Below are 23602 nucleotides of genomic sequence, written 5' to 3'. Positions count from 1 at the left end.
TACAACCAAGGACGGTCACCCGCCATGAGGACGAAGTTTTTCACCAGCTTCTTAGTCGCGGCGTTTTTGTGCTCAGCAGCAGGCGCCAGCATAGCCTACTACCACACCAACGTAGCTCCGTCGCAAACCTTCAACGCCAATCAGTTCAGGGCATTGTTTAGTCCGCCGAGTCTGCCGGGTTTCGGTATCATCGCCGCGATCAGGTCGGCCAGTCCGGAAACTTTGCGTTTCTATTTGCATGATTCGCAATTGATGTTCTACGCTATATTGGCGCTCACAGGACTTTTCTGTTGTGCGGTGGCTTTTGGACGCGCTTTCAGGTTAGCGCACGCCGTCTCAGTATCTTCGGAGGAGAGGATGCAGCAGCTGCACGCCATTAATATCCAGGGTCTCTCCAGCGGCGCACGCCAGCAAGTGGAGCCGTTTTACGGTCTGAAAGGCCGGCTAACCCGCTGGTTTGGCGCCATCGCCGTGCTCCTGAGCAGTGCAAGTTTCCTATACGTTTACACCAGCCTGACTCCTTTAGTGCGCCGACACACTTTCGAACGCGGCCGCGCCATCGCCGCCAGTGTAGCGGAAGCCGCCAAACCACAGCTCACCAACGGCGATGCCACGCAATTGCGCCAGATGCTCAGCGACCAACTGGCTCGCAACAGCCTCGCTTACATTCTGGTCTTTGACGGCAACCAAGCGCCGGTGGCATATGCCGGTCCCGAGGTTAGCGATCCGGCCGACGCTGTGCGCCACGGGTTAACGGTCGATGCCCGGGGCGAGCGCATCAGCCGGTTTCGCAATCAGGTTGTCTACAACATGGTGGCAGGCGTTGACAACGGCGAATCAGGCTCGGTTCAAGTCGGCGTCTGGCGCTCCCGCATCGAAGAGCAGGCAAGAAAGTTTCTTGTGGTAATCGCGGTTCTCTTCATTGCCGCAACCTACGGGGCGATCTTGGGCGCTAACCGCCTGTTTGCGAGAGTCACGCGACCTCTGGAAGAACTCGCCGTGAGCGCGGAGGCGCTCAGCCATGGCAATCTGGAAACACCCATCGCGGCACCTGCCGGCGCTCCCTTGGCGCAGCTTGGCGACTCCCTCGAACAAGTGCGCGCTGCGCTCAAACCGGCAATCAACCGCCTCAAAGCAGATCTCGATGTGCCGGTCCGTTTCACCATCATGGGTGCCATCCTGCGTGACGCCTGGGAAAGGCAGAACAAGAAATCTCGCGGCGGTGAATAAACGCGTGCGCTCTATGTGCTCGCGCGCGAGTGCATTTTGTGGACGCGTCTTATCGTCCGGTTTTCGCTGCAATTTCGTCCAACACGGGCAAAAGGTATTCTCTAAACACCGGATAGTTTTCCGCCATCGGAAAGTGACCGAGTCCCTTCATCTCCGCGAATGTTGCGCCTTTGATTTGCCCGGCGAGTATTCTCGTCTGATCCGGCGAGTTGCCCCAGTCATACTCTCCCGTCAGTAAGTAGACGGCGACTCGTGCAGTGTCGATGGTCGCAGCTTCGCCGCCGGTCAAGTTGTGGTCGATGAAGTTGTAGTAGAGATCACCTTTGGAAACCGGCGGCGCGCTTTGGCCATAGGTCCAGGCGATCTCGCGGCGGCGGGCTTCCGGATTGCCCGGCGCGGTCTTACCGTACATCGACTGCATGCGGAAGTCGTTGCCGATTCTCGGATGATCGTGAAAGTCCAACGTCGGCGCCATGCGCGCGCGGCTCAGGCCGGACTCCAACCCGATGACGGCGCGGAACTCCTGCGGGTATGCGATGGCCAATTCCACCGCAAGCTGTCCGCCCATGGAGCAACCCATGAAGACCGGACGATCGAGCTGCAGCGCGTGGGCAAGCTCGATTTGGCAAGCCATGAAAAAACTTTTGGTGAGGCGATATTCTCTCGTCCACCATTGTATCGATTCCGGCGGCAACGATTTGCCGTGGTAAGGAAGATCGGGAACGATGACACGAAAATTCCGGGTGACTGCTTCGTCGTTTAACAAGTGGCGCCACAGACGGCCGTCGGATGCGGCGGTGTGTTGGCAGATAAGCGGGATGCCGCTGCCGGCTTCTTCAAAATAGACGCGATACTCAACGCCTTCGATGTTCAGGTAAACGTAGCGGCCGGTGATCGGTTCGATGGCGCCATGTCCTTTGTTTGTCACTGGCGTGCGGATTTCGCAGCTAGCGTTATTCTGAAACTCGCGAAAGATCGCCAGCATGCGGCTCACCGCCCAGAAGTGCGCCAGCGCCGCTTCCATATCGCCGCCGAGGTCAAGATTCTTGCGCGAAATACAGCCGTAGAGATCGGTGAAGAAGGGCGGCGGTTTGGGTTGGAGAAAAGTCTCCCAGGCCGCGGCCGAACCCTGGATATAGAAGCTCCAAGGGGTCATGAAGCTTGGATTGTGTTTGATTTCCCTGACTATGCTATCGTGAATTTGGACGATGCATTTCGCGTCGCCGGCGATGAGCAAAATGTCTTTGGAAAAAAAGCGCGCTGCGAGTTGAAACTCCGGGTCGGCGTTGAGGGTCGTGAGAAGCGCAGCGGTTTGCGTCGGATCGACGAAGCAAAGACTCATAATGATTCGGGAGGTTTATTTAACCGCAAAGAACGCAAGGATCGCAAAGGTCCGAAGCAAGGCTCGTGGATGCAACACGGGTTTCGCGTTTCTCATACACATTTGCGGGGGAATCCTGGCCCCGCGAAGACTGACGCAAGGCTTGAAACGCGATCGCAATGGATTGCGCACGTCTTTGGCGTTCTCGGCTTTCTTTGCGGTTAAATTATCTGATCGGTTAGCCTCCGCCTGTTTCAGCGCGTCCGATTGTATGTGTAATCTTCCCGCTCGGTGGCGCCGACGCGCAGCTCGGCTGGTATCGGCGCGCGGGTGGCGTTGACTTTTGAATGTACGTCGAGCGACGCCTGATCTTGCCAGCGTTCGAGAATGACGAGTTTGTCGGGGTTGACGCCGCTCTGAAAAATTTCAAACTGTTCGCAGCCGGGTTCTTTCATGACGTCGGCGCAGCGGCTTTTGTAGATCTGCAGCAGCTCAGCGCCTTTGCCTGGCGCGGCAGTCATAGTGACGATCAATCGTAGAGCCATGGAAATCTCCTTTGTCGGTGAGTTTGTTGCTAAGCAGATTTACTGAATCACGTAGCTCGCCGGATTGCGCGAGGGCCATGAGCAGCGCTTCCTCAATTGAGAAACTTTGCGCTGACCAGATGAATCTTGCCGTAGTTGCAAAAACTGACCGTGCGCTTCTCTCCCGGTGCGAAATCTCTGGTTGTGGTTATTTTGCCCTCGCGAAACGTTGCCTGGATGCGCCGCTGTTCGTGATTGTTTTTGGCGTCAGCGTTGTGCTTTTTGGTTGGGCAGGTGCCGCCGCTGCCGGGATACACAGTAATATAGCTGCGCGCCGGCGGCTCTTTGGTTTTTTTGTCAGCCGCGAACGAATCGGTGATGGCCCATGACAACAGCAACGCTGCGACTGCGACGATGGTTGGGCGCGCGAAAATTGTCATGCTTTATTACCCGGCTTGTAGCTGCTTCATGAACCAATCGGCGATGTAAGTTCGCCGCGTGAAGTTCTTTTCGCCGTGGCCGACGCCGTCGATCATCGAGCGATCGGGTGAGTTGACCGCGTTCTCGTAGAGATTGAGCGCGCCGCGCGGGTCCATCACCCGGTCGTCGTGGCTGTAGCCGACGAGAATCGGGCACTCGATCTTGTTAGCCCGCCCGACCAGCGAAAACTCTTTCATCTTCTCGCGTGCCTCTTTCAAATCTTTGGCGCCCATGAGCCAACGCAGACGGTCTTGGATCGGTGGGTAATAGTCGAAAATATCGTCGACCAGATTGTAGGCGCCGCTCCAGACGGCGACGGCTTTGATTCTTTTCTCGACCGTAGCGCAGCGCGGACCGGAATAGCCGCCCATGCTCGAGCCGTGCAGACCAATGCGATTGGCGTCGACGTCCGAACGTGTGACTAGGTAATCCATCACTGCTTTGGCGACGCGCTCGGAATCGGGCGGCGCGTAGAGCTGGTGATGGCGCAGCGTGCCGCCGTGGCCCGGCCCGTCGACGTCGATGAACGACATGCCTCGGCGCACGTACTGGCCGGCACCGCCGTCTTCGCCGCGCAGCAGGATGCCGTCGGCGCCGCCGTAATTGTAAACGACTGGCAGTTTGGCGCCGGCCTTACCGCGGCCAGGCCAGTACAGCGCTGGCAGTTTGTGGCCTTCGTAGGGAATCTCGACGCGCTCAAAGGGCGGCGTGACTACGCTCCAGGCTTTGTTGAAGTTGTCTTCAAGGCCTTTGTAAGTCGGCAGCATGCGCGGGTCGCTGTCGGCCATGTAGACGACCGCGCGGCGATAGAAATCAGCCGCGCGCAGATAGAATTCGTGGGCGGTTTGCTTGCGATTCTCCTTTTCAAAGCCAGCCGCTAGCTCTTCATTTTTTTTGGCAACTTCGACCCACTCCTTGTGCCAACTTTCCAAGTTGAAAAACTTCACGCGCCGCGCCACGCCGCGCACATCCGGGTCAGGGTGAAACTGCGACACTTCCATGCGCACTTCCAATTGGCCGCCGCCGGGCAGACCCGGCGCAGGATAGAGGGCTTTTTCGGCTTGTTGACGATTCAAAATGTCCATTTGCTCTCCTTCTAAAAAAAACACCGCGAAACACGCGAAGGTCACGAAAAAAAGGACATGGATTGGACGAACCTTTTCGTGCTTTTCGTGGTGAATCCCAATTCGCTCGATACCATACCTACGGAGCTACTAGTTGTGCAAACGGCCGCGCGGCGTAGACAATGCGGCCGCCCACCATGGTCAATAGTGATTCGAGATGGGGAATCTGGTCTTCCGGTACAGTCAGGAAGTCCGCGTTGAGCACCGCGAGGTCGGCGAGCTTGCCGGCCTCGAGGGAGCCTCTGCGCTTCTCGTCGGCGCTGAACCAAGCGCTGCCGATGGTGTAAAGGCGCAGCGCTTCGGCGCGCGTGAGGTTCTGCTGCGGCTCTCGCAGCCGGGTGCCGGCGACGGTCTTGCCAGTGACCAGCCACCAGAGCGACAGCATGGGCGAATAGTTCGATGCGCCAAAGCCGTCGGTGCCGGCGCCGAGCGGCACGCCCGATTGGATCATCGCGCGCAGCGGCGGCGCGTTGCGCGCTCGTTGGTCGCCCCAGGTCTCTACGGTGCGCTCGCCGGTGAGGGCTAGGCGGTTTTGCACGGCGATGCCGCCGCCAAGTTTTTTTATTCGCTCGATGGATGCGGCCGTCGCATCTTCGAAATGGGCGAAGGTGATTTTTTGCTGCTTAAACGGCGTCTCTTGGTGCAGCTGTTCCATGATATCGAGCAGTTGTTGCGCCGGAGCATCAAGCGTGTGCAGGCGAAAACTACTATCCGATTGTGCGAAGAAGCGCAGCACTCTACGAAACCTTTCCTGCGCGGCGGTGTCTAGGACATTGTCTTTAGGATTGGTAAACAGGTCGCTAGCGTCGATGCCGCCCGGCGCAGTTTCGGCGAAGCCGGCAAAACGAAAGAGATCGCTGCTCTCGAATGCGCGGACTTCTTCAAGTATCGCGCGCCGCTGCTCGACTTCATCGCCGGGCCCATTGGCTGCCACGAAATAGCTCAAGCGCAAAGTGAGGCTACGCGCGCGCGCCATGTCGCTCAGGATGCGCCGATGCATGAAGCTGACGCCGGCCGTATGCAAATCGACAACCCCGGTGACGCCAAGCCGATTTAGTTCACGAAAACAATTGCGCAGGTTCTCTGCTATGCGATCGGGGGGCAGCTTGGGAATTTTCCCATAGGCATGTTCCCAAGCGGCAACACCCTGGAGCCAGCCGGTTAACTGACCGCTGCGGTCTTTTTCAAATTTTCCGCCCGCCGGATTGGCCGTTTTGTCGGTAATGCCCGCGGCCACCAGGCCGGCGCTGTTGAGCAGCGCGCCTTGGCGCAGATACTGGATGTAAACCGGATGTTTCGGCGCAATGGAGTCCAACTCTGCGCGGGTGGGAAAGCGGCGCTCGGCAAATTGTGTCGGCACCCAACCGCCACCGACCACAATCCAACTGCCCGGGGATTGGCGTTTGCTTGCGGCAGCGATCAGTTGCAGCCCATCGGCCAACGAATTCAGCCGTTCCCAGTGCAACTCACTATCCCAGTTGCTCCCCGCAGCGGTTGCCTGCATGTGGGCATCGATCAACCCTGGAATCATCGCCCGGCCGGCGAGATCGATCTCGCGCGTCTTGGGACCGCGCCAGGTGCGCACGGCGGCGTTGCTGCCGACCGCGACGATCAGGCCGTCTTTAATCGCCAGCGATTGCTGAATCGAAAAAGTCCTGTCGACGGTGATGATCTTGCCGTTGTGGAACAGCCAGTCGGCGAAGCCCCGCGGCGCGTCGGCGATGTCGATCTCGCGGGCGCTGCAGGAGACAAGAAAAATGGTCGCAAACAATAACAGCCAAAGCCGCCGCATGGTTCTTTGATAGCATGCGCGGCTGGGCTTCTGAAGCACCGAGCGTAGCGTTTGAACCGTTGTGACTACTGACCCGGCTTCTTTGGCATGCCCTCGCACGCCACCGGTTCCAAGTCGACAACTCGGTTGATGTAGGCATCTGGGTAGCCGTACTGTTGCCCGGGAAAGCCGACCAGCTTCCAGCCGATCAAGTTCTTGTTACCGCCGTAGTTGGGCTCGCCGAACACACCTTCGAGGATATGGGCGCGCACGGTCTCGAAGAAATCAGCGGCTTTGGTGAAGGTCGTGACATTTCCGGATTCGAAATCTTTCAAAACCGCGTCCTGTTGCGGCGCACTGAGCTTGAGAAAAGGGACGGCAAATTTTTCTTTAGCATGACTGGCGAGGGCGCGCAGGGCCTTGGTGTAGTAGGGCCGCAACTCTGGATAGGGTCCGGCCAACGCCTGGTCGATGTAGAAAACGGCTCCCGCTTCGACCGCGCCCGGAGTGTCGGTGGTCGGAAAGATCCGCGCCGCGAGGGCATCGATGGTTTTTGCTTGGCGCACGCTTAACGCTTGCAGTTGTTGGTCGCGGTAGGCGCGCGGCTTTACGTTTTTGTCTTTCATCAAAATCTCCAGAGTGGCTCGCTCTTACATCGAGTCGCGCAATGCTGTCAAGGCACGTGCGGCGGCTTGAAAGCCGGAAACAGAAAGGGGGAGGCAATTTCTCGCCTCCCCCTTTTGACGCGAATTCTGTTTCGAGCTCTTACTTGCCGCTCTTGTCTGAGCCGCTCTTGCTCTCAGTGAGCGCGCGGATGATGAGCTTGCCGCCCTCGTCGGCGTAGGTGAGCCGAACCCGGTCGCCGACTTTGACTTTATCAAAGGCGCTCTTTGCTTTGTCACCGATGATGAAGGTCTTCTCGTCGTTGCGGCCTTTGACCTTCAATGTGCCTGCTTTGGTATCAAGTGCCGTGACCGAGCCGCGGAAACGGTGCTCGGTGGTCGCTGCTGGCGTTTTATCCGCGCCGGCCGCAGGCTTTTTATCTTTAGGCGTGTCGGCCGCCACCGCGGCCCCAGCAAGGCTCAAAGCGATCAAACCGGAAACGACGATTCGCGAAAACTGATTCATTGAAAATTCCCCCTTTTTGTATCTATAGACGCAAGGCATCCTACACTTATTCACAGCGCATCCAAGGGTCGGTCTCGGTCTTTGACCTGCAATATTTTCAGTTGCCAACGGGCACCAGTTGTCGTAAGACCATGGAGATATCGTGCTGAATCCACTCAAGCGAGGTGAGCGATGAAACCGGTTCAATTATTTGCCTGGCACTTCATGGCCTATCCCTATCTCGACAAAGACTTCGACAAATCGGGCCACAGCGGCTGGGTAACGGTGCCCAATAAGCTGTGGGACAATTCAAAAGCACGCGGACTTTATCAAGAATATATAGACCAGTTGGCCTACGCCGACGAGCTTGGTTTCGACGGCATGGTGCTAAACGAGCACCATCAAAACATCTATGGCTTGATGCCGTCGCCGAATATGATCGCCTCGGCGCTGACGCAATGCACCTCGCGCGGCAAGATCGTCATTCTGGGTAATTTGCTACCGCTGCACATGAACCCCATGCGCGTGGCCGAGGAGTACGCCATGCTCGACCAGATGAGCAATGGCCGACTGGTGGCGGGCTTCGCACCGGGGGGCGGGCCTGAAACATTCAACTACGACGTGCCATCGGCCAACACGCGCGAGAAGTTCTGGGAGGCGGCGGACTTGATCCGGCGCTCGTGGACCGAAGATGGGCCGTTTGCCCACGAGGGCCGCTATTTCCCGCTGCGCTATGTGAACCTCTGGCCCAAGCCATTGCAGAAACCGTTTCCGCCGATCTGGATTCCCGGCTCGCGTAGCCCGTCGACTATGACCGAAGTGGCTAAGCGCGGCTACTGCTATTTCCTCTCGTCGCGCAGCCACGGCGGCGAGACCCATCGGGCGCAGCAGGAGTTTGCCCAGGTTTTAGAAAAGCATGGCGACAAGTATCACCCGTTTAGATTCGGCATCCTCATGTCGACCTACGTCGCCGAGACCGACCAGCAGGCCCGCGAAGAGTGCGAAGAGGGCGTGTGGTATTTTCTGAAGAATTGTTTGAAGGGCCACCTGCGCAAAGAGGGGCGTCAGCTTACCTATGGCCCGGGCGTGCCTTACATCCCGACTGCCGCGTGGCGCGAATACATGAAGGGCTACACGCCGGGACGCAAGCTCTTGGGCGACGTGGAAAACTGGGAAGAGCTCGAAGCATCGCAGTCGATCATCGTCGGCAGCCCGGAAACTGTCGCCAAGCGCATCGGCGCGCTGATCGAGAAGGCGAAAGTAGGCAATCTGCTGATCCAATTCCAGCTCGGCAACATGCCGGATCATCTAGCACGGAAGAACATGAAATTGTTCGCCGAAAAAGTCGCGCCGATCTTGCGCCACGATTCGTTGAAGCAGTTTACTAGTGAATTCCCCGGCATGAACTTTGAACAGTCGGCGCAGGCAATGCACTAAAAAAGATTTCACCGCAGAGGCACGGAGGACACGGAGTTCGGAGGAAGATATCACCACGAATTTGAGCTACCTATTTTCGCGACTTTCGTGTGTTTTGTGGTTTCTTCTTCCTCCGCGCTCGGCCTCGCCGCGGGTGAATTTCTGAAATCTTGAGGGAGCTATAATACGCATGAGCGGTCGCAGCATCGACGTCCACGGACGCAAAGTTTGGCTACTGGAAAACGGCGGCGGCGCGCCGCTGGTTTATTTGCACGGTTTCGCCGACGTGCATTCGGTCAAAGAGTCGTGGATGCCCTTTCACGATACCTTGGCGCAAAATGCACGAGTCATCGCACCGGCCCATCCCGGCTGCTCCCAGAGCGATGAAAACAAAGACGTCGACGTCATTGAAGACGTCGCGTTTCATTATCTCGAAGTGCTCGATGCCTTAAAGCTCGACAAGTTCGATCTGGTCGGCCACTGCGTCGGCGGCTGGATCGCCGCGGAGCTGGCCGCGCGCCATCCGGAAAAAATCCGCAAGCTGGTTCTGATTGGCGCGAGCGGTTTGTTGGTCGAGGGTTCTCTGATTGGCGATGTCTTCATGCACGCTCAGCCGGAGTTTGGCTCGAGCTACAAGACTTTACGAGAAATGCTTTTCGCCAGTGACAAACAAGCGAATGCACTCGACATGTTCCCGGACGGCAAGGGCGAGATCGAAGACGAGGTGCGCCGCTATCAAATGCTGCGCCTCGGCTCGCGTGTCGGTTTCAAACCGCCATACTTCTACGATTGGCCGCTGCGCAATCGCCTGTATCGCATTGCCGCTCCCACCCTCGTCATCTGGGGCGAAAAAGATGGCTTCGTGCCGCGCGCCCACGGCGAGGCCTACGCCAAGTTAATCCCCAACGCCAAGCTACAGATCGTCGCCGGCGCCGGCCACAGCGCGCCGGCCGAGAAGCCCGCGGAGACGGCTAAGCTAGTGACGGATTTCCTGGCTGACTAACGAGTGTTGTCTTGAGGTAGTTTCTATTCGCAAACAGATGCAAGCCTTACCACTGACATATCGGCTCACTCACGGAGAGGAGTGACATCATGCCGCCGAGGAGTTCCCGCGCCTCGATTCATCTACTTTGTTTGTGGCCGTCTTCATGCCGGCTCAGCCATGGCGAGCACTGGGCTAAACTAAGTCCCCAACCCTCTGCTGGCCACAGCACAATTGGTAGCGGATTATAGCCCCCCCCTTTCAGTCGAAGATTTTGTTCCCGGAGTAGTCAGTATAGAGCCCCTCGCTACGGTTCCTGGCAAGACCTACTCGGGATACGGAGTTAAGATGACCGATTGCCCGGGTAGGGCTGGGCGCGTATCGAGGGGCGCGCCCGCTCAGTATTTCCAGCGGCTCAGTCTTTCACGGGTCAAAATCTGCTTGACTAATACTTTTGGCCTATGCTACGAGGGACGCAAAGTTATTCTAAAAGTATTAAAGCCCAAGAAACACCTCATACTGACTCTGCTCTGATGACGATCCTTCCATCCGGTTCCTTGTCGCCCGCACAAAGCCGCAGATGGTGAGTCTCCCAACCAAATGTCTGAAGATCGCAAACTTTCGCGCCAAGATTTTTCGAGTGATTATGTCGAGGCTTGCGGCCATCCGAAGTCTTTAGAAGCTTAAGTAGGTTTGTCGCAAGCCTCTGACTAGCAATCGTCCGCCGAGTTTCGGCAGGCGCACCCGTGGCAACTGGCTGTGGGGCGATTGGGTCCTGCTTCGATAGCTACAGGGCGTTTACGTGTTGTGTTCTAATGGCTGCACGCGGTCGGCGAGCGCATGGCGTTTGCGGTGACATTGTCGCAACCAAACTAACGGACGAGTTTTCACCTCGAACTAGGAGGAGCCTAGGAAGGAACAATGAACAAAGCAGTTCGCAGAAAAATAGCCACCTTCCTACTCTGCGGCTCGGTTTTCAACACCGTGCTGCAACTCTTGCCGCCGCTGGCGTTGGCGACCGGCGAGCGAACATTTGACAGTCAGGGTGCCAATGGAACAGATGGGATAAATTTTATTTTCGTCGGATTTCCAGGTGGCAATGGAGCGAGCGAGGGACCGGTATCCATAATGGAACCTGGATTCGTGGCGATTGACAGTTCCGTCCAGCCTGGAATCTTCGCGCGCACCCGGGGTGGGAACGGTGGTCTCGGTGGGGACGGCTTTACATTGCCAGCGGTGCCGCCGGCTGGTCCCAACTCATCTGTGACGGGTGGTCTGGGTGGTGCCGGTGGGCGCGGCGGAAATGTCACTGTGAACGTGAGCGGGACCGGTACCATCACAAATGATGGATTTAGCGGCATTCACATTTTAAGTCTGGGTGGCCAGGGAGGTCAGGGAGGACTAGCGCTTGGTCTTCCGCTGACTCTGTTCGGACGATCCGGAGACGGTGGTGCAGGTGGTGCCGGTGGCGATATTACAGTGACGGAAAACAAAGCGGATATCACGGTAAACGGTGGCGTACAGCCCGACCAATTCAGGGCAGGAATCTTGGCGCAAAGCGCCGGGTCGGTCGGCGGCATTGCCGGCGATGCCATTGGATCAGTCGTAAACCAGGTCGGAAACACGGGCGCAAGCGGTGGTGGCGGTAATATCTCAATCACCAATAGTGGCGAAATTACCACCAATCTCGGAATTCGCTCACATGGCATTTTCGCAGAGAGCCCTGGCGGTGCATCCAATACCGCAGGGGGGATTGGTTTTGGCCTGGTGACCTTTGGTGTTAGCCCGGCTGGGAGTGGGGATGGCGGGAGTGTCACAGTCAATAATCACGGCGAGATAACGACCAGTGGCCTGCAGTCACGCGCCCTTAGCCTGCGGAGCGCGGGTGGCGGCGGAGGGGAAGGCGCAACCGCCGTCGGGCTAATAGCCATCGGTGGAAGCGGTGGGAGCGCTGGACATGGCGGCACTGTTGCGCTCAACTCGAACACAGCAAATATTACGACCAGGGGCCGCGAATCCGAAGGTATCTACGCGCAGAGTGTGGGCGGCGGCGGTGGGTCTGGGGGAGGGGCCGTTGGGATCGGCGCGTTTGTTGGATTTGCACTTGGCGGATCGGGAAATGTCGGCGGCGATGGCGGTGAAGTTACTGTGGAGACCGGTTTGGACGCATCGAACGCTCCACACTCGCGACCGCCAATACGCTCAGCACATCGGGTGATTATTCTGGCGGTATTTTTGCCGAAAGCCTTGGTGGTGGTGGCGGTAACGGTGGATTCTCGGTGGTTGCCAGCGGCAGTCTTAAGTTTGGTTCCGTCAGCGTCGGTATCGGGGGCAGCGGCGGTGCCGGCGGGGCTGGTAAGAAGGTCGAAGTGACCAGCGCCAGCAACATCACAACCGGCGCAACCGTTAATCCCAATTCCCCACACCTGGGCTTCTCTTCACCGGGCATCCACGCTCAGAGTATCGGCGGTGGCGGTGGAAGCGGCGGTTTTAGCGTTGCTGCGGCGCTGAGCAACGGTGTCAGCGCCACAGTCGCCGTGGGTGGTAGCGGCAACGCGGCTGGCAATGCCGGCGAGGTTCTTGTTCATCAAAGGGGCTCAGATCGGACGATCGAAACCTTTGGCGGTCAAAGCGACGGTATTTTGGCCCAAAGTGTCGGCGGCGGCGGCGGCAACGGAGGGTTCAGTGTCGCCGCTAGCGGCGGCAAGTACGGAGCAGTTTCCGTGGGCGTCGGCGGTCAGGGCGCCGCGGGCGGCACCGGTAGCCATGTCGGCGTGACCAACGAGAGCACGATCAAAACCCATGGCGCGCAGTCCAACGGCATCGTCGCGCAGAGCACGGGCGGTGGCGGCGGCAGCGGCGGTTTTGCGGTTTCCATCGCAGTGGGCGGCACTGAAGCGATCGGCGATGTCAGCGTCGCCGTCGGTGGCTCTGGCGGCGCGGGAAGCGCGGCGGGACGCGTCGACGTGACGAATCTCCCCAGCGCGAGCATTGAAACGCTTGGCAAGAACTCGATCGGCATTGCGGCGCAAAGCACGGGCGGTGGTGGTGGAAACGGCGGATTTGCCGGCGTGGGTGTGCTCAATATGAAACAGGGCGGCAACTTCAATGTCGGCGTGGCAGTGGGGGGCCGCGGTGGCGTGGGTGGTACCGGTGGTTTGATCGATATCACCTCGGCTGGCGTGATTAACACCCACGGTCACGACTCCTATGGGATCCTCGCGCAATCTACCGGCGGTGGCGGCGGTGTAGGCGGGATGGCGGTAAGCACGATTTTCGGCCTGGCGGGTGACGACGGCGAGTTGAAGGGCGGCAGCTTAAACGTTGCCGTTGCGGTGGGTGGCAACGGCGGCGACGGCAATAGTGGGGGCCTTGTCTCCGTTTTGCAAAGCCAGGGAAGTATCACCACCAAAGGCGACCGTTCCCATGCGATCGCTGCGCTCTCGACAGGCGGTGGCGGCGGTATGGCCGGCGGCGCGGTAGCAGGGACCGTTGTCGCCAACGCGGATACGCCCAGTAAAAAAGTTAGTATTCCGGTATCGATTGGCGGTACTGGCGGCAGCGGCAACTTGGGTGGCAACGTCACGGTAAACAACACCGGGATGCTAAAGACCGAAGGCGAAGGTGCCTATGGCATCCTCGCGCAGTCAATCGGTGGTGGCGGCGGTAATGGTGGGGGTGCCAATTCGTTTTCGTTCTACTTAGGATCACGCTGCCATCTGCCTTTGGGCATAGGCTGTAATAGTCCGGTTAACCTTGGAGAATTTGGCAGTGTCTGTATCCTCGGTCCGTGCTTTGAACCGCCAGCTGCGGGCACGTTGCAGGGGTTTACTTTGGGTGTTGCTGTTGGCGGCACTGGCGGCAACGGTAACCACGGCGGCGCGGTGTCTGTTACCAACAGTGGTTCGATCACAACGGACAAGAAAAACTCCACAGGTATCTTGGCGCAATCCATTGGACAGGGTGGCGGCAACGGCGGCAATGGGGCGATGGGGTTGGGCGACCTTGTGCCAGACTTGGCAAACCTTGCGCTAACGCCGACTGTCTTGCCGTTTTCCAATGCGGGTATTAAATCGACGTTTACCGCCGCGGTGGGTGGCCATGGTGGGGGAAGTGGCAATGGTGGTGAAGTGCAGGTGATGAATTACGGCGCGGTGACAACCAACGGCGTGGACGCCCCCGCCATCTAGGTGCAAAGCATCGGCGCGGGAGGTGGCAGCGGCGGTTCGGGCAACGCCGGGGTCACCGGCACGGTCGCTCTTGGAGGTTGGGCCGGTGCAGCGGGGCACGGCGGCGCCGTCACCGTTTGTAATGTCTCGGGAAACGCTACACACGCTGGTTGCGCAAACCCGATAACCTCGCAGACGACAACACCAACCATAGCGACAAAGCAGGACGGATCGATTGGCATATTCGTCCAGAGCATCGGTGGTGGTGGCGGCGTAAGTGGGACTATGGCAAGCCTGGCGGTTCCCGCGACGACTCCTGGTACCCTAGAAAATATTTCGGCGCCAAACCCGACCACGCGCGCTACCATCAATGTGCGCGGCACGGGCGGCAGATGCAGCGGGCTCATTTGTCTGGGTGGCGCTGGCACGTCGCCGACGGCCGGCGGCTCGCAGGGGCGATGGCGGCACCATTACTATTATCAACGACGGCAATGTTACGACTGGCCAAAGTACTACAGCCAGCGGCGTGACTACGATTACCGGTTTTGGTTCTCATGGCATCTTGGCGCAGTCCATCGGTGGCGGCGGCGGGTTGGGCGGTGCCATTGCGCCGCTCGTCGACCCCATACCAGGGTTCCTCCGGGCGGTTGCGGTCGGCGGTGCCGGCGGCGCCGCGGGCGACGGCGGTGCGGTCACCATCACCAACAGCGGTAGCATTACAACCCGGGATGATAGTGCCAAGGGCGTGTGGGCCCAATCGGTAGGTGGCGGCGGAGGAAGCGGCGGGGCATCGGCGGGACTCATCAGCATCGGCGGCACCGGCGGTGCCAATGGACGTGGTGGTGCGGTAACCATCAACAACAGCGGCAGCAAAGACATGAACAACATATGCAGCACCGGCTGCATCACGACCCATGGCAATGATTCCACAGGAATACTGGCCACCTCGACGGGCGGCGGCGGCGGTGACTTATCTCTAACAGACCCGGCGAGCGGCGGCGGAGCGGGCGGCTCGGTGGGACTGCTTGTCGCCGTTGGCGGCGCGCCGGGAACCTCCGCCAGCGGCGGCGCGGTCACGGTCAATAACAACGGCGGCACGATTACGACCATGGGTGCCCGGTCACACGGCATATCCGCGCTTTCCGTCGGTGGCGGCGGCGGCAACGCCGGTGGATCGATTGGGGCTACGATCCTCCCTATCAATGTCAGTGTAGGTGGCGACGGGGGCGCTGGTGGTAGCGGCGGCAACGTCACAGTGACCAACACCGGTTCCATCACAACCCATGGCGAATCAGCCAACGGCATCGTCGCGCAGTCTCTTGGTGGTGGTGGTGGTAACGGGGGATTGTCGGTATCGGCATCGCTATTCGGACCTGTCAATGTGAGTGTCGGCGGCACCGGTGGTCAAGGCGGCCGGGGCGGCGACGTCACGGTCACCAATGGTCCACCGTTTGGTGGGAGTGCAACGATTACGACCAAGGGCAACAACTCCAGCGGTATTTTCGCGCAGTCCATCGGTGGCGGCGGTGGCAACGGTGGTCTTAGCGTAAGCGCGGCAATTCCACTACCGTTCCTCAACGTTGGTGTTGCCGTGGGGGGTAAAGGTGGTGCTGCTTCAGCTGGTGGTAACGTCAGCGTGACGAACCACAATAGCATCACTATAGAGGGCGACAATTCCACTGGCATTGTCGCGCAAAGCGTCGGCGGCGGTGGTGGAACTGCGAATCTAGGGATTGCGGTTGCTACCGTACCCTTGTTCTTCGGCGGGCAGAATCTGCCAAATTACAACGGTGTTACGGGACATGGGGGCAACGTAACGGTTGTTAACAATAGCGTTGATAGTTCCGGTCGAGGCGGCAACATCAACATCACTGGTAACAACTCCGTGGGGATCTTTGCGCAGTCCGTCGGCGGCGGCGGCGGTAGAGTCACGGTCGAAGGTGGCGCTCTCCAACTCCAGCTCTTGAGTCAGAACATTGGCAACGGCGGGAGCGTCACGGTGAACAACTCCGGAACAATCAACCTGGGCACCGGAACAAACAACGTTGCGTTTCTCGGACAAACCGTGGCGGGCGGTGGCGGAACGGTTAGGTGCAACGGTACCTGTAATTCGTTCATGGGCAGCGCGGGCGGCGCTGGCATTACCCAAGGGATGAGTCTGAGCCAGACCGGTCATCTGATTGCCGCCGGCGCGGACTCTGTAGCTCTCTTGGCGCAGAGCGATGCCACGGGTGTCCGGGGCGACATCACCCTCGACATTTTGAATCAAGATGTCGCGACGCCGAGCGTGATTATGGGCGGCAGCGGCACCGGCGCGGGCGTCAAGATGCTTGGCGGCACCAACAATCGGCTCAATAACAATGGCATTATCACCAACGCTCTTGGAGTCGCCGGCAAGGCGATCGTCGGCGACAAAGGCAACAATCAAATTAACAACTTGGGCCAAGTGATCGGCTCGGTGGACCTTGGCATCGGCGTCGGCGGATTTACCAACAACGCCGCGGCATCTTTTTTGCCGGGCCCGACAGTCAATCTTGGCGGCGGCCCGTTGAACAACAGTGGCGTGTTGTCGCCCGGCGACTTGGGCAAAGCGCAGACGACCGCATTAACGGGAAGTTTTGCGCAGACGAGCGGCGGCAAACTGTTGGTGGACTACGACAACAGTGGCGTGAGCGCGGCGGCGGATCGTATCAATGCGAGTGGCACTGGAAACGGCGCGGGTCGGATCGATTTGAATTTTATCAATCCCGGGTTGACCAAACCCGGGAGCGGCCAGGTGACTCTGTTGTCGGCGGCCGGCGGTTTTACCAATTCCGGATTAACACTGAACTATCAACGCTCCGCGCTGCGGAGCTACGAGCTGGTCTCTCCGAACGCCAACGATGTCAACCTTGCCTACAGCTTAAGTTTTTCCAACCCCGCTGGCGGCGGACTCAACGGCAATCAAACCGCCATCGGCAACTACATCAATAATGTGCAGTTGGCCGGCGGGTTTGCGAGCTTTGCGCCGATCGTCACAACGCTGTTGGGGTTGGCAGATTCACAGAGTCTAGCCAATGCCTACAATCAGCTCAGTCCCGAAGTTCATCTCGAAAAGCAGTTTGCCGCCTGGTTTTCTAACCAACAATTCGGCGACGCCATGCTGAGCTGCCGCGCCCGCGACGGTGCCTATCGCTTCGTGCGCGAGGACGAGTGCGGCTGGATGACGATGGGTGGCAGCGCCATTCACCAAGACAAGACTTCGAGCAATTTCGGTTTTAACCGAAATGCTTTCAAGCTCTCTGGCGGCATGCAGAAAGCGATCAACGCTACTTGGCATTGGGGCATCGGTGCCGGCTATGAACGAAGCTGGCTCAACGTTAAGAACCTGTCGTCGAGCCAAGGCCACGAGTTTCAATTGGGCGGTGTCGTCAAAGCGCGTTTCGGCAGCAGCACGCTCTCTTATTTGTTCGACGTCGGCCATGGTTGGTACGAAACGGCGCGCAAAGTGGGCCTGCTGATTCCGGGAGCGACGGCGAACAGCGATCCGCAGCAAACTTTTGTCACCAACCGGCTCCGCGGGGCGCGCGCCTTCGAGCAAGGCAACTGGTATTGGAAGCCGATGGTCGATCTGGGCGTCAGCTACATTCGCTCGCACAGCTTCAACGAGCATGGCGCGGCGGGAGCTAATTTGTCGGTGCGGGCGCAGGAGCAGACCTATGTGACCTTGAGCCCGGCGCTGGAGATTGGCGGCGAGATCAAAGCCGGAGGTAGTATTCTGCGGCCGTACGCCAAGCTGGGATGGACGCATCTGTTTACCAGCAACACGCCGAGTGTGGAGGCGAGCCTGCGCGGCGCGCCGAGCGTTGCGCCGATGGCGGTGGCGGGCCAGAATGACAAGAACTACGGCGATGTCGCAGTGGGTGTCGACGTATTGAACATCGGTGGCGTGAATCTCAAGGTGGGTTACACCGGCCAGTTCTCCGACCGGACGCGTTCGCATGGCGGCTCGATCAAGTTGGCGATTCCGTTCTAGTGCTGTAAGGCTAACGGAACTGCTAGTGCGGAAGGAAAAAATAGCAATGCGCTCAGGTTTGTTGATTGTTTTGTTAACGGCATTGGTAACCGTAAACTTGCGGGCGAATGGAATCGCTCTCGCGCAGACACCGGAAAAAACGACAAACCAGGCGCACCCCTTCGCCAAGCAGCTTGAAGGCGTCTACCTCAAATATCTCGAAGCCGCGCGCAAGGGCGATGTGAAGGCGACGCTGGCGCTGATGAGCGCGGAGTATGCCAAGATGGCCGACCAGGTTTCGCCGGCCACGCTCAAGGGCATGTCGGCAGACGAGCTTGATCCTAAAGACGCGCAATTCGTCGGCGTCGATGTGACCGCGAACAAACAGACCGCCCGCGCCGTCTACCAAAAGCTCGGCAAGGACCGGAAAGAATGGTCGGCCGTGGTTTTTAGAAACGAGGGCGGCCAGTGGAAGATCGCCAAGGTCTTCAAGCATGGCGTCAGCGGAGCGGAAAAGGGAGACGGTCTCAAGGAGTTGCTCAAACGATCCGACGCGTTCATGGGGCGCTAAGTTCAGCTGGGTGCCTGCGTCCAGCATGGCAGAGCCGCAACCGAAATTAGGAATATCTCTGGCAAAGACGCAAAGCCCGCAAAGTTCGGAGAATTGAAATAAAAGACTCCATGGAATCTTTATCTTTTGTCTTCCGAGCTTGGCGTCTTTGCGGCTTGGCGAGAGGAACATCCGAATCCGAGAATTTGCGCGCCGCGTACAAGCTTGTCTAGCCGACCCGCCTTCTTTCCCATCTAAAAACGTCGAACGCCGAGTGATAACGAATTGTCCCCGACTTTCCGTGCAGGTATCCGGGCTCTAACTCAACGATCATGAAGGCTTCCGGCGGCGCTGCGAATTCGCAGCCAATGCCATATTGCACCGCCGGCGCAAAACCAAAGCGCGGATAGTAGTCTGGATGGCCAAGGACGACGACGGCGCCAAAGTCTAGTTCTTTGCAGCGCGCCAATCCCTCGCGCACGAGCGCGGAACCCACGCCTTGGCGCTGGTGGTCCTTCGCCACGGCCATCGGCGCCAATCCCATCACTTTCAAGTCAGCATGGCCGGTGAGCGTCACCGGAGAAAATAACATGTGGCCGATGACCGTTTCGTCTTGCTCAGCGACAAGTGAGATGATCGGATTGGCTCGGAGCCGAACAATGTCGACCAGATCGGCTTCGGCCGTGGTTGGGAATGCGGCCGCGTTCACTCTGTGCACGGCGGCCCAGTCTTTGGGTTCTTCGAGACGGACGCGCATTAGGTCCGGTAGGCCGCTTCGAACATCCAGCCTGGCAATTCTTTTCCGAGTCCCCGTTCTTTGGCCCGCTTCATCACCGCGGCGCCGACGCCGGCGAATTGCACGCTCAGGCCGTTGTTTTTTAAAATAGTAATTTCTTCGTCGTTTCTGCGCCGCGGCGCTTTGCCGCAGACCAATTCACCGATTTCCCAGATGCGCTCCCAAGTCACTGCGCCGCGTTCCAAGCCTTCGGTCAGCCAGATCGGCTCGTCATTTTTGATTTGATCGCGGGTGCTGACGACGATGAGTGAGGCGCGGCGAAAGCTGTCGTCGTCGAGGTCGCGCCGGCGCAGCACTTTGTCGCTGTTGACGATCGAGCTGATGAAGGTGCCGGGCTCCAGCCAGTTACCATCGAAGACGGGCTCGTTTGAATTCGTTGCGACGACGACAATGTCGCAGCCGGCGACCGCTTCGCGCGGTGAGCTCACGGCAACGACCTCGGTCTTCAGCGCAGTGGTCATTCTAGCCGCGAAGCTTTCGCGGTTTTGTTTCGTGGGACTGTACACGTTAATTCGATCAAATTTCATCACGGCACAGAGCGCTTCCAACTGCGGTCCGGCCTGGGCGCCGGAGCCGAAAATGCCGACGGTTTTGCTGTCGCGTTTGGCGAGATACTTGGCGGCGATGCCGGTCATGGCGCCGACACGCATGCGCTGCAGCGCGCGATCTTCGATGATCGCTGCGAGCTGGCCGGTCGCGACGGCAAAAAGCATCAACCAACCCATGTTGCGGTTGCCGACTTTGCGATTGGTTTCGTGGCCGCTCTCGTTGCGCTCCATCGTCGAGTCGATGCGCAGGATCGAATAGCCCAGAGCCGGCACCGTGCCGGTGAAGACTTTCAAGAAATGGGTCGCGCCGTTTTGCGCCTGGCCGTAAGTGTGAATGCGCGGATTGTTCCACGCCCGCCCCATGCCGAGTTCATGATACGCTTGCTCGACGGTCTCGATGTAGTCGTCCATGGTGAGGAGCTGCTCGACATCTTGGTTCGCGAGAAAAATCGCCATTGAATACTCCCTTGTCCCCCATCGCTGGGATTACCTATAGATAGTATGTCCAGGTGACTTGACGGAGCAAGTAAATCTAAAATATTTCCCGCTCTTGGGACGGGCACAACTAAATGGGGTTTTACGAAAATTGACGCCGCAGAAAAACAACTCGACACCGCCATCAAGCTCTTTTTTGAGGATTTGGACAATTTATCTTGTTATACACTCGCGCGGCATCACGTGAAATTACGGACGACCTATGCGAAAAGCGGAAAACGGAACTTTACCGTGCGGAACTTGAGAGACTCGGAGATCCTCAAAGAGTTCGCCTTTCCTTCCGAGATGAAATGGAGATCCTCATCAAACCTCAACACCTTAAAGAGGCGATGCGTCGTATAAAGATGCCGCAAAATTTCTTAAAACACGCTGATCGAGATCACGATAAAGAGCTCGACGATATATCACTGAAGGAACTATCGTTACTATATCTTTCGCCATCAAAAACTTCGTCTTGCTTGAGAGGCGATGGTCTCCGGCTATGTCGGTTTTCTTTGTTGGTTTACTGCCGCGAATGCTGACTTAATTCATTCAGACGCTCCCAACGACAGTGTCTTTGAACTTGTTGCCAAGATAAGAACAACTTCACCCAATCTCTACGGTAAACAATCTCTGTGGTGGTTTTATGAAATCCTGCGCGTGAATGCACCGTATTTATTTCCTAAAAATCCGCTTTAACGGTATCGCGCTCCCACGTTCAAAAATTGGCTTGGGGTCGGACCGGGCCACGTTGCCGCTACCGACCCGCGCCCCGCCCGTCCCCAGGCGCGGCGATTCGATCTATTTCAAACGACTTGAGGAAACGAAACCATTTGCCAACGCAAGCCGACGGCGCCGCTCGCTCTGAGTTCGAGTGAGTGGCGCCATAAGGAACCAGAGGCGAGGGCGGTTCTGCATTGAGGAAATCTTCCCGGTTAAAGCGCGAAATCAGCTTGAATGCTCGTGCGGAAACATATCACATCTGGCGCCAATTGAGGCGGGCACTCGGGTTGCAAGCGTGAGCGGGCCATATCATTTGTCGGCAAGCGTGTATCCTAAGACGTTCATTTTGCGAGTCGTGCTTTCAATTCTTTCAAAGAAAGTGTCCGTTGCTTACGGCGCTTTTCTATCATTTTCCAAAAGGTCGGTGAGGTTTCGAGGACGATATCTTCCCAGTCCTTTCCCTCGACGCCCACCAACACCGCAGCCGGCTTGCCGTGCCGCGTTACGACCACTTTTTCGGATTGTGAGAGATCGACACACTCCTTAACTTTCTTTTGCAGATCACGTGCCGTTACACTTTTCATAATATCTCCTCCGTCTTTTTACCTGACGGCTTTCGACGCACCGCTCGAACATAAACAGCTTGTTCCTCACGGGACACATCATAAAAGACTCGATACTCGCCGACGCGCAGTTCCCAAACCGGTCCAATCCCCTCCCAAGGAGGTGTGAGGTTCGTTAGAAGCTTTCTGTTCCTTGTCTCGGTGTCGGGAGTGTTTGTCAGTTGTTCCTCTATCGCAGCAAGAATTTGGTTTCTGTAAAAAATGGAAATCTTCTTGAGATCTTCGGCAACGCCTTCCGCGAAGCGGATTGTGAACATGCATATAGTCTTGCATATGCAATTGAAGCGGTCAATCGAGCTGAATCAGGCCATCGGGTTCACGAATCTGGCTGCAAATTCGCAGTCCGAAGACGATCCGCTCGATTCTCTCGCGCTGACCTGCTCAAATTTCGCGACAGACAAGGTGAACCATAAGACTCATGAAGGCTAGGCTAGGGTCGAATCTTTATTTATACCTTTTATGAGAGTAAGCCGTAGGTAAAGATTTGACCCTCTTGTAGCTGCAAGCAAATCTTAAAATCGCCGCTGGTCGCCATCATCCAAGAAAATCGGCTCTTGCCGATCACCTCGGGCTGTCAAATGGTACACCGCGCCGGCGAATTCGAATCGGAGTGCACGCGCAATAGCTGGCCATTTCTATAAAGTAAAGACCCTATCGGTTCCGTTCCGATGCTCGGTCATCCTCCCCGTCCCATATCGACTGCCTTCAAAGTCCTCCGGATCTTCGCGTTAACGCCGGACCGAGAGTTCAAAATGGACGCCTTCGGTTTTCTGCAAGGCAGTGAGGATGCTGGAGAGGTTTGCCGCCGAAGGACTTCCCTTGGGGCCGAGCATCCGCATAAGGCTTTTGGCTGGAATGTCGGTGCGCTCCTCAAGTTTCTGAAAGCCTAAAGTGGCGTTCACGTAATCGCGCAAGATCGCTTTGCCCGTCTCGAGATCGCCCTCCAGGTAGCATTCCACCGCTTCGCGCAAGAGGGCTTGACGAAACTTCGCGTCACGCTGCGCGCGCGCCCGGATGGTTTCTTTAAAGTCATGGGTAAGGGGCATGTTTTTTCCTCCGCTTGTAATCTGCCCAATATTCCTTGGCCTTGGCGATGTCTTTGTCCTGGCGTTTCTTCGTGCCACCGTAGAGGAGGATAATGAGCTGCTCCCCATCTTGCCCAAAATAAATCCGGTAGCCTGGACCAAAATCGATCTTGCATTCCTGAACGCCCGCGCCGACGCCTTTGGCGTTGGAGAAGTTCCCCTGCTCCAATCGGGTGACGGCCGTGGTCACCTTGGCGGCGGTGGTGGAATCGAGCCGTTCGAACCACAGGGCGAAAGGCTTACGATCGTTGGCGTCGACGTAGGCGCGTAGTTGAAACATGATCGGTTCTTTTGCAATGGTAACAAATTTGTTACTCCCGCGTCAAGCTGGTTCATGTTCAAGTCGATGTGAACAAGGCAACGCTGCAGATGCTCGTCTGCTTCAATGGCAGTGGCATGGTAAAGGTCCTCCAGAATGCGCCGTGGCGTCCTTTCCGTTGATTGTATTGTTGGCCGCTGCGGCCGGCGATTAATTGGATACTCTTGGCGATCACATTCGAACTGCTATCTTTGACCAAAAGGTAAATGTGATTGGCAGTAAACGTTTTAGCGAAAGGCGAGCTATGATCAAAGCGTGTGGAAATAGGAAATAGGTAGGCGTACCCTTTCGCGAATCTAAAAACGAAAGGCTGCCTGTTGGCGCAGGCAGGAAAGGATACGCCGATGAGAGAAAAGCACACTGAGG

20 protein-coding genes and 1 pseudogene are annotated in these 23602 nt (G+C 57.7%); 7 read left to right on the top strand and 14 right to left on the bottom strand.

What is annotated here, in order from left to right:
• Window positions 1-24: 24 nt before the first annotated feature.
• Window positions 25-1230 carry a HAMP domain-containing protein gene (locus FJ145_10550; GenBank protein MBM4261858.1) on the top strand — a complete coding sequence of 402 codons (1206 nt, stop codon included), beginning with the start codon at window positions 25-27 and terminating at the stop codon, window positions 1228-1230.
• A gap of 49 nt (window positions 1231-1279) precedes the next feature.
• Here the strand turns inward: FJ145_10550 and FJ145_10545 are convergent, their stop codons facing one another.
• From FJ145_10545 to FJ145_10515, 7 genes are all read right to left on the bottom strand, one after another.
• Window positions 1280-2215: an alpha/beta hydrolase gene (locus tag FJ145_10545; GenBank protein MBM4261857.1), complete on the bottom strand. Its 936-nt coding sequence runs from the start codon at window positions 2213-2215 to the stop codon at window positions 1280-1282.
• A 590-nt stretch (window positions 2216-2805) separates the two neighbouring features.
• Window positions 2806-3096 carry an antibiotic biosynthesis monooxygenase gene (locus FJ145_10540; protein MBM4261856.1) on the bottom strand — a complete coding sequence of 97 codons (291 nt, stop codon included), beginning with the start codon at window positions 3094-3096 and terminating at the stop codon, window positions 2806-2808.
• A gap of 92 nt (window positions 3097-3188) precedes the next feature.
• Window positions 3189-3515: a hypothetical protein gene (locus FJ145_10535; protein ID MBM4261855.1), complete on the bottom strand. Its 327-nt coding sequence runs from the start codon at window positions 3513-3515 to the stop codon at window positions 3189-3191.
• A gap of 6 nt (window positions 3516-3521) precedes the next feature.
• On the bottom strand, window positions 3522-4640 hold the full coding sequence (locus FJ145_10530) for an alpha/beta hydrolase (protein ID MBM4261854.1): 1119 nt from the start codon (window positions 4638-4640) through the stop codon (window positions 3522-3524).
• A 118-nt stretch (window positions 4641-4758) separates the two neighbouring features.
• Window positions 4759-6471 (bottom strand): amidohydrolase, encoded by a 1713-nt coding sequence (locus FJ145_10525; protein ID MBM4261853.1) that lies wholly within the window; start codon window positions 6469-6471, stop codon window positions 4759-4761.
• Between the two features lie 65 nt (window positions 6472-6536).
• Window positions 6537-7076, bottom strand: coding sequence for a gluconate 2-dehydrogenase subunit 3 family protein (locus tag FJ145_10520; GenBank protein ID MBM4261852.1), 540 nt, complete (start codon window positions 7074-7076; stop codon window positions 6537-6539).
• 139 nt (window positions 7077-7215) lie between these two features.
• Entirely contained in the window at window positions 7216-7578 is a 363-nt protein-coding gene (locus FJ145_10515) for a hypothetical protein (protein MBM4261851.1), read from the bottom strand.
• Between the two features lie 171 nt (window positions 7579-7749).
• Between FJ145_10515 and FJ145_10510 the strand changes: the two genes are divergently transcribed.
• The 6 genes from FJ145_10510 to FJ145_10485 all read left to right on the top strand — a co-directional run bounded on the left by FJ145_10510 (window position 7750) and on the right by FJ145_10485 (window position 18689).
• Window positions 7750-8994 (top strand): LLM class flavin-dependent oxidoreductase, encoded by a 1245-nt coding sequence (locus FJ145_10510; GenBank protein MBM4261850.1) that lies wholly within the window; start codon window positions 7750-7752, stop codon window positions 8992-8994.
• 169 nt (window positions 8995-9163) lie between these two features.
• Window positions 9164-9976, top strand: coding sequence for an alpha/beta hydrolase (locus tag FJ145_10505; GenBank protein MBM4261849.1), 813 nt, complete (start codon window positions 9164-9166; stop codon window positions 9974-9976).
• A gap of 900 nt (window positions 9977-10876) precedes the next feature.
• The gene (locus tag FJ145_10500) at window positions 10877-12328 is read left to right on the top strand and encodes a hypothetical protein (GenBank protein MBM4261848.1); all 1452 of its coding nucleotides are present in this window, start codon (window positions 10877-10879) and stop codon (window positions 12326-12328) included.
• Window positions 12235-14145 (top strand): hypothetical protein, encoded by a 1911-nt coding sequence (locus FJ145_10495; protein ID MBM4261847.1) that lies wholly within the window; start codon window positions 12235-12237, stop codon window positions 14143-14145. The genes FJ145_10500 and FJ145_10495 overlap by 94 nt, the downstream gene beginning before the upstream one ends.
• Before the next feature lie 349 nt (window positions 14146-14494).
• Window positions 14495-18139, top strand: coding sequence for an autotransporter domain-containing protein (locus FJ145_10490; protein ID MBM4261846.1), 3645 nt, complete (start codon window positions 14495-14497; stop codon window positions 18137-18139).
• Window positions 18140-18185: 46 nt separating this feature from the next.
• Window positions 18186-18689 carry a nuclear transport factor 2 family protein gene (locus FJ145_10485; GenBank protein MBM4261845.1) on the top strand — a complete coding sequence of 168 codons (504 nt, stop codon included), beginning with the start codon at window positions 18186-18188 and terminating at the stop codon, window positions 18687-18689.
• 208 nt (window positions 18690-18897) lie between these two features.
• On the opposite strand, the gene FJ145_10480 is transcribed toward FJ145_10485, so the two are convergent.
• The 7 genes and pseudogenes from FJ145_10480 to FJ145_10450 form a co-directional block, all read right to left on the bottom strand.
• Entirely contained in the window at window positions 18898-19425 is a 528-nt protein-coding gene (locus tag FJ145_10480; protein ID MBM4261844.1) for an N-acetyltransferase, read from the bottom strand.
• On the bottom strand, window positions 19425-20468 hold the full coding sequence (locus FJ145_10475; protein ID MBM4261843.1) for an ornithine cyclodeaminase family protein: 1044 nt from the start codon (window positions 20466-20468) through the stop codon (window positions 19425-19427). The genes FJ145_10480 and FJ145_10475 overlap by 1 nt, the downstream gene beginning before the upstream one ends.
• Window positions 20469-21550: 1082 nt before the next feature.
• Complete coding sequence (locus FJ145_10470) at window positions 21551-21793, bottom strand: type II toxin-antitoxin system Phd/YefM family antitoxin (GenBank protein MBM4261842.1); 243 nt, start codon at window positions 21791-21793, stop codon at window positions 21551-21553.
• A complete protein-coding gene (locus FJ145_10465) occupies window positions 21790-22089 on the bottom strand; it encodes a type II toxin-antitoxin system RelE/ParE family toxin (protein MBM4261841.1) in 300 nt (99 codons plus the stop codon). Before FJ145_10465 ends, FJ145_10470 begins: the two co-directional genes overlap by 4 nt.
• A 471-nt stretch (window positions 22090-22560) precedes the next feature.
• A complete protein-coding gene (locus FJ145_10460; protein MBM4261840.1) occupies window positions 22561-22878 on the bottom strand; it encodes a transcriptional regulator in 318 nt (105 codons plus the stop codon).
• Window positions 22862-23197 (bottom strand): type II toxin-antitoxin system RelE/ParE family toxin, encoded by a 336-nt coding sequence (locus FJ145_10455; GenBank protein MBM4261839.1) that lies wholly within the window; start codon window positions 23195-23197, stop codon window positions 22862-22864. Before FJ145_10455 ends, FJ145_10460 begins: the two co-directional genes overlap by 17 nt.
• Before the next feature lie 53 nt (window positions 23198-23250).
• A pseudogene (locus FJ145_10450) lies at window positions 23251-23396 on the bottom strand (transposase).
• Window positions 23397-23602: the final 206 nt, after the last annotated feature.

Source organism: Deltaproteobacteria bacterium (genome assembly GCA_016874755.1).
GTDB lineage: Bacteria > Desulfobacterota > Binatia > UBA9968 > UBA9968 > DP-20.
This window is presented reverse-complemented; position numbering and strand designations above follow the sequence as displayed.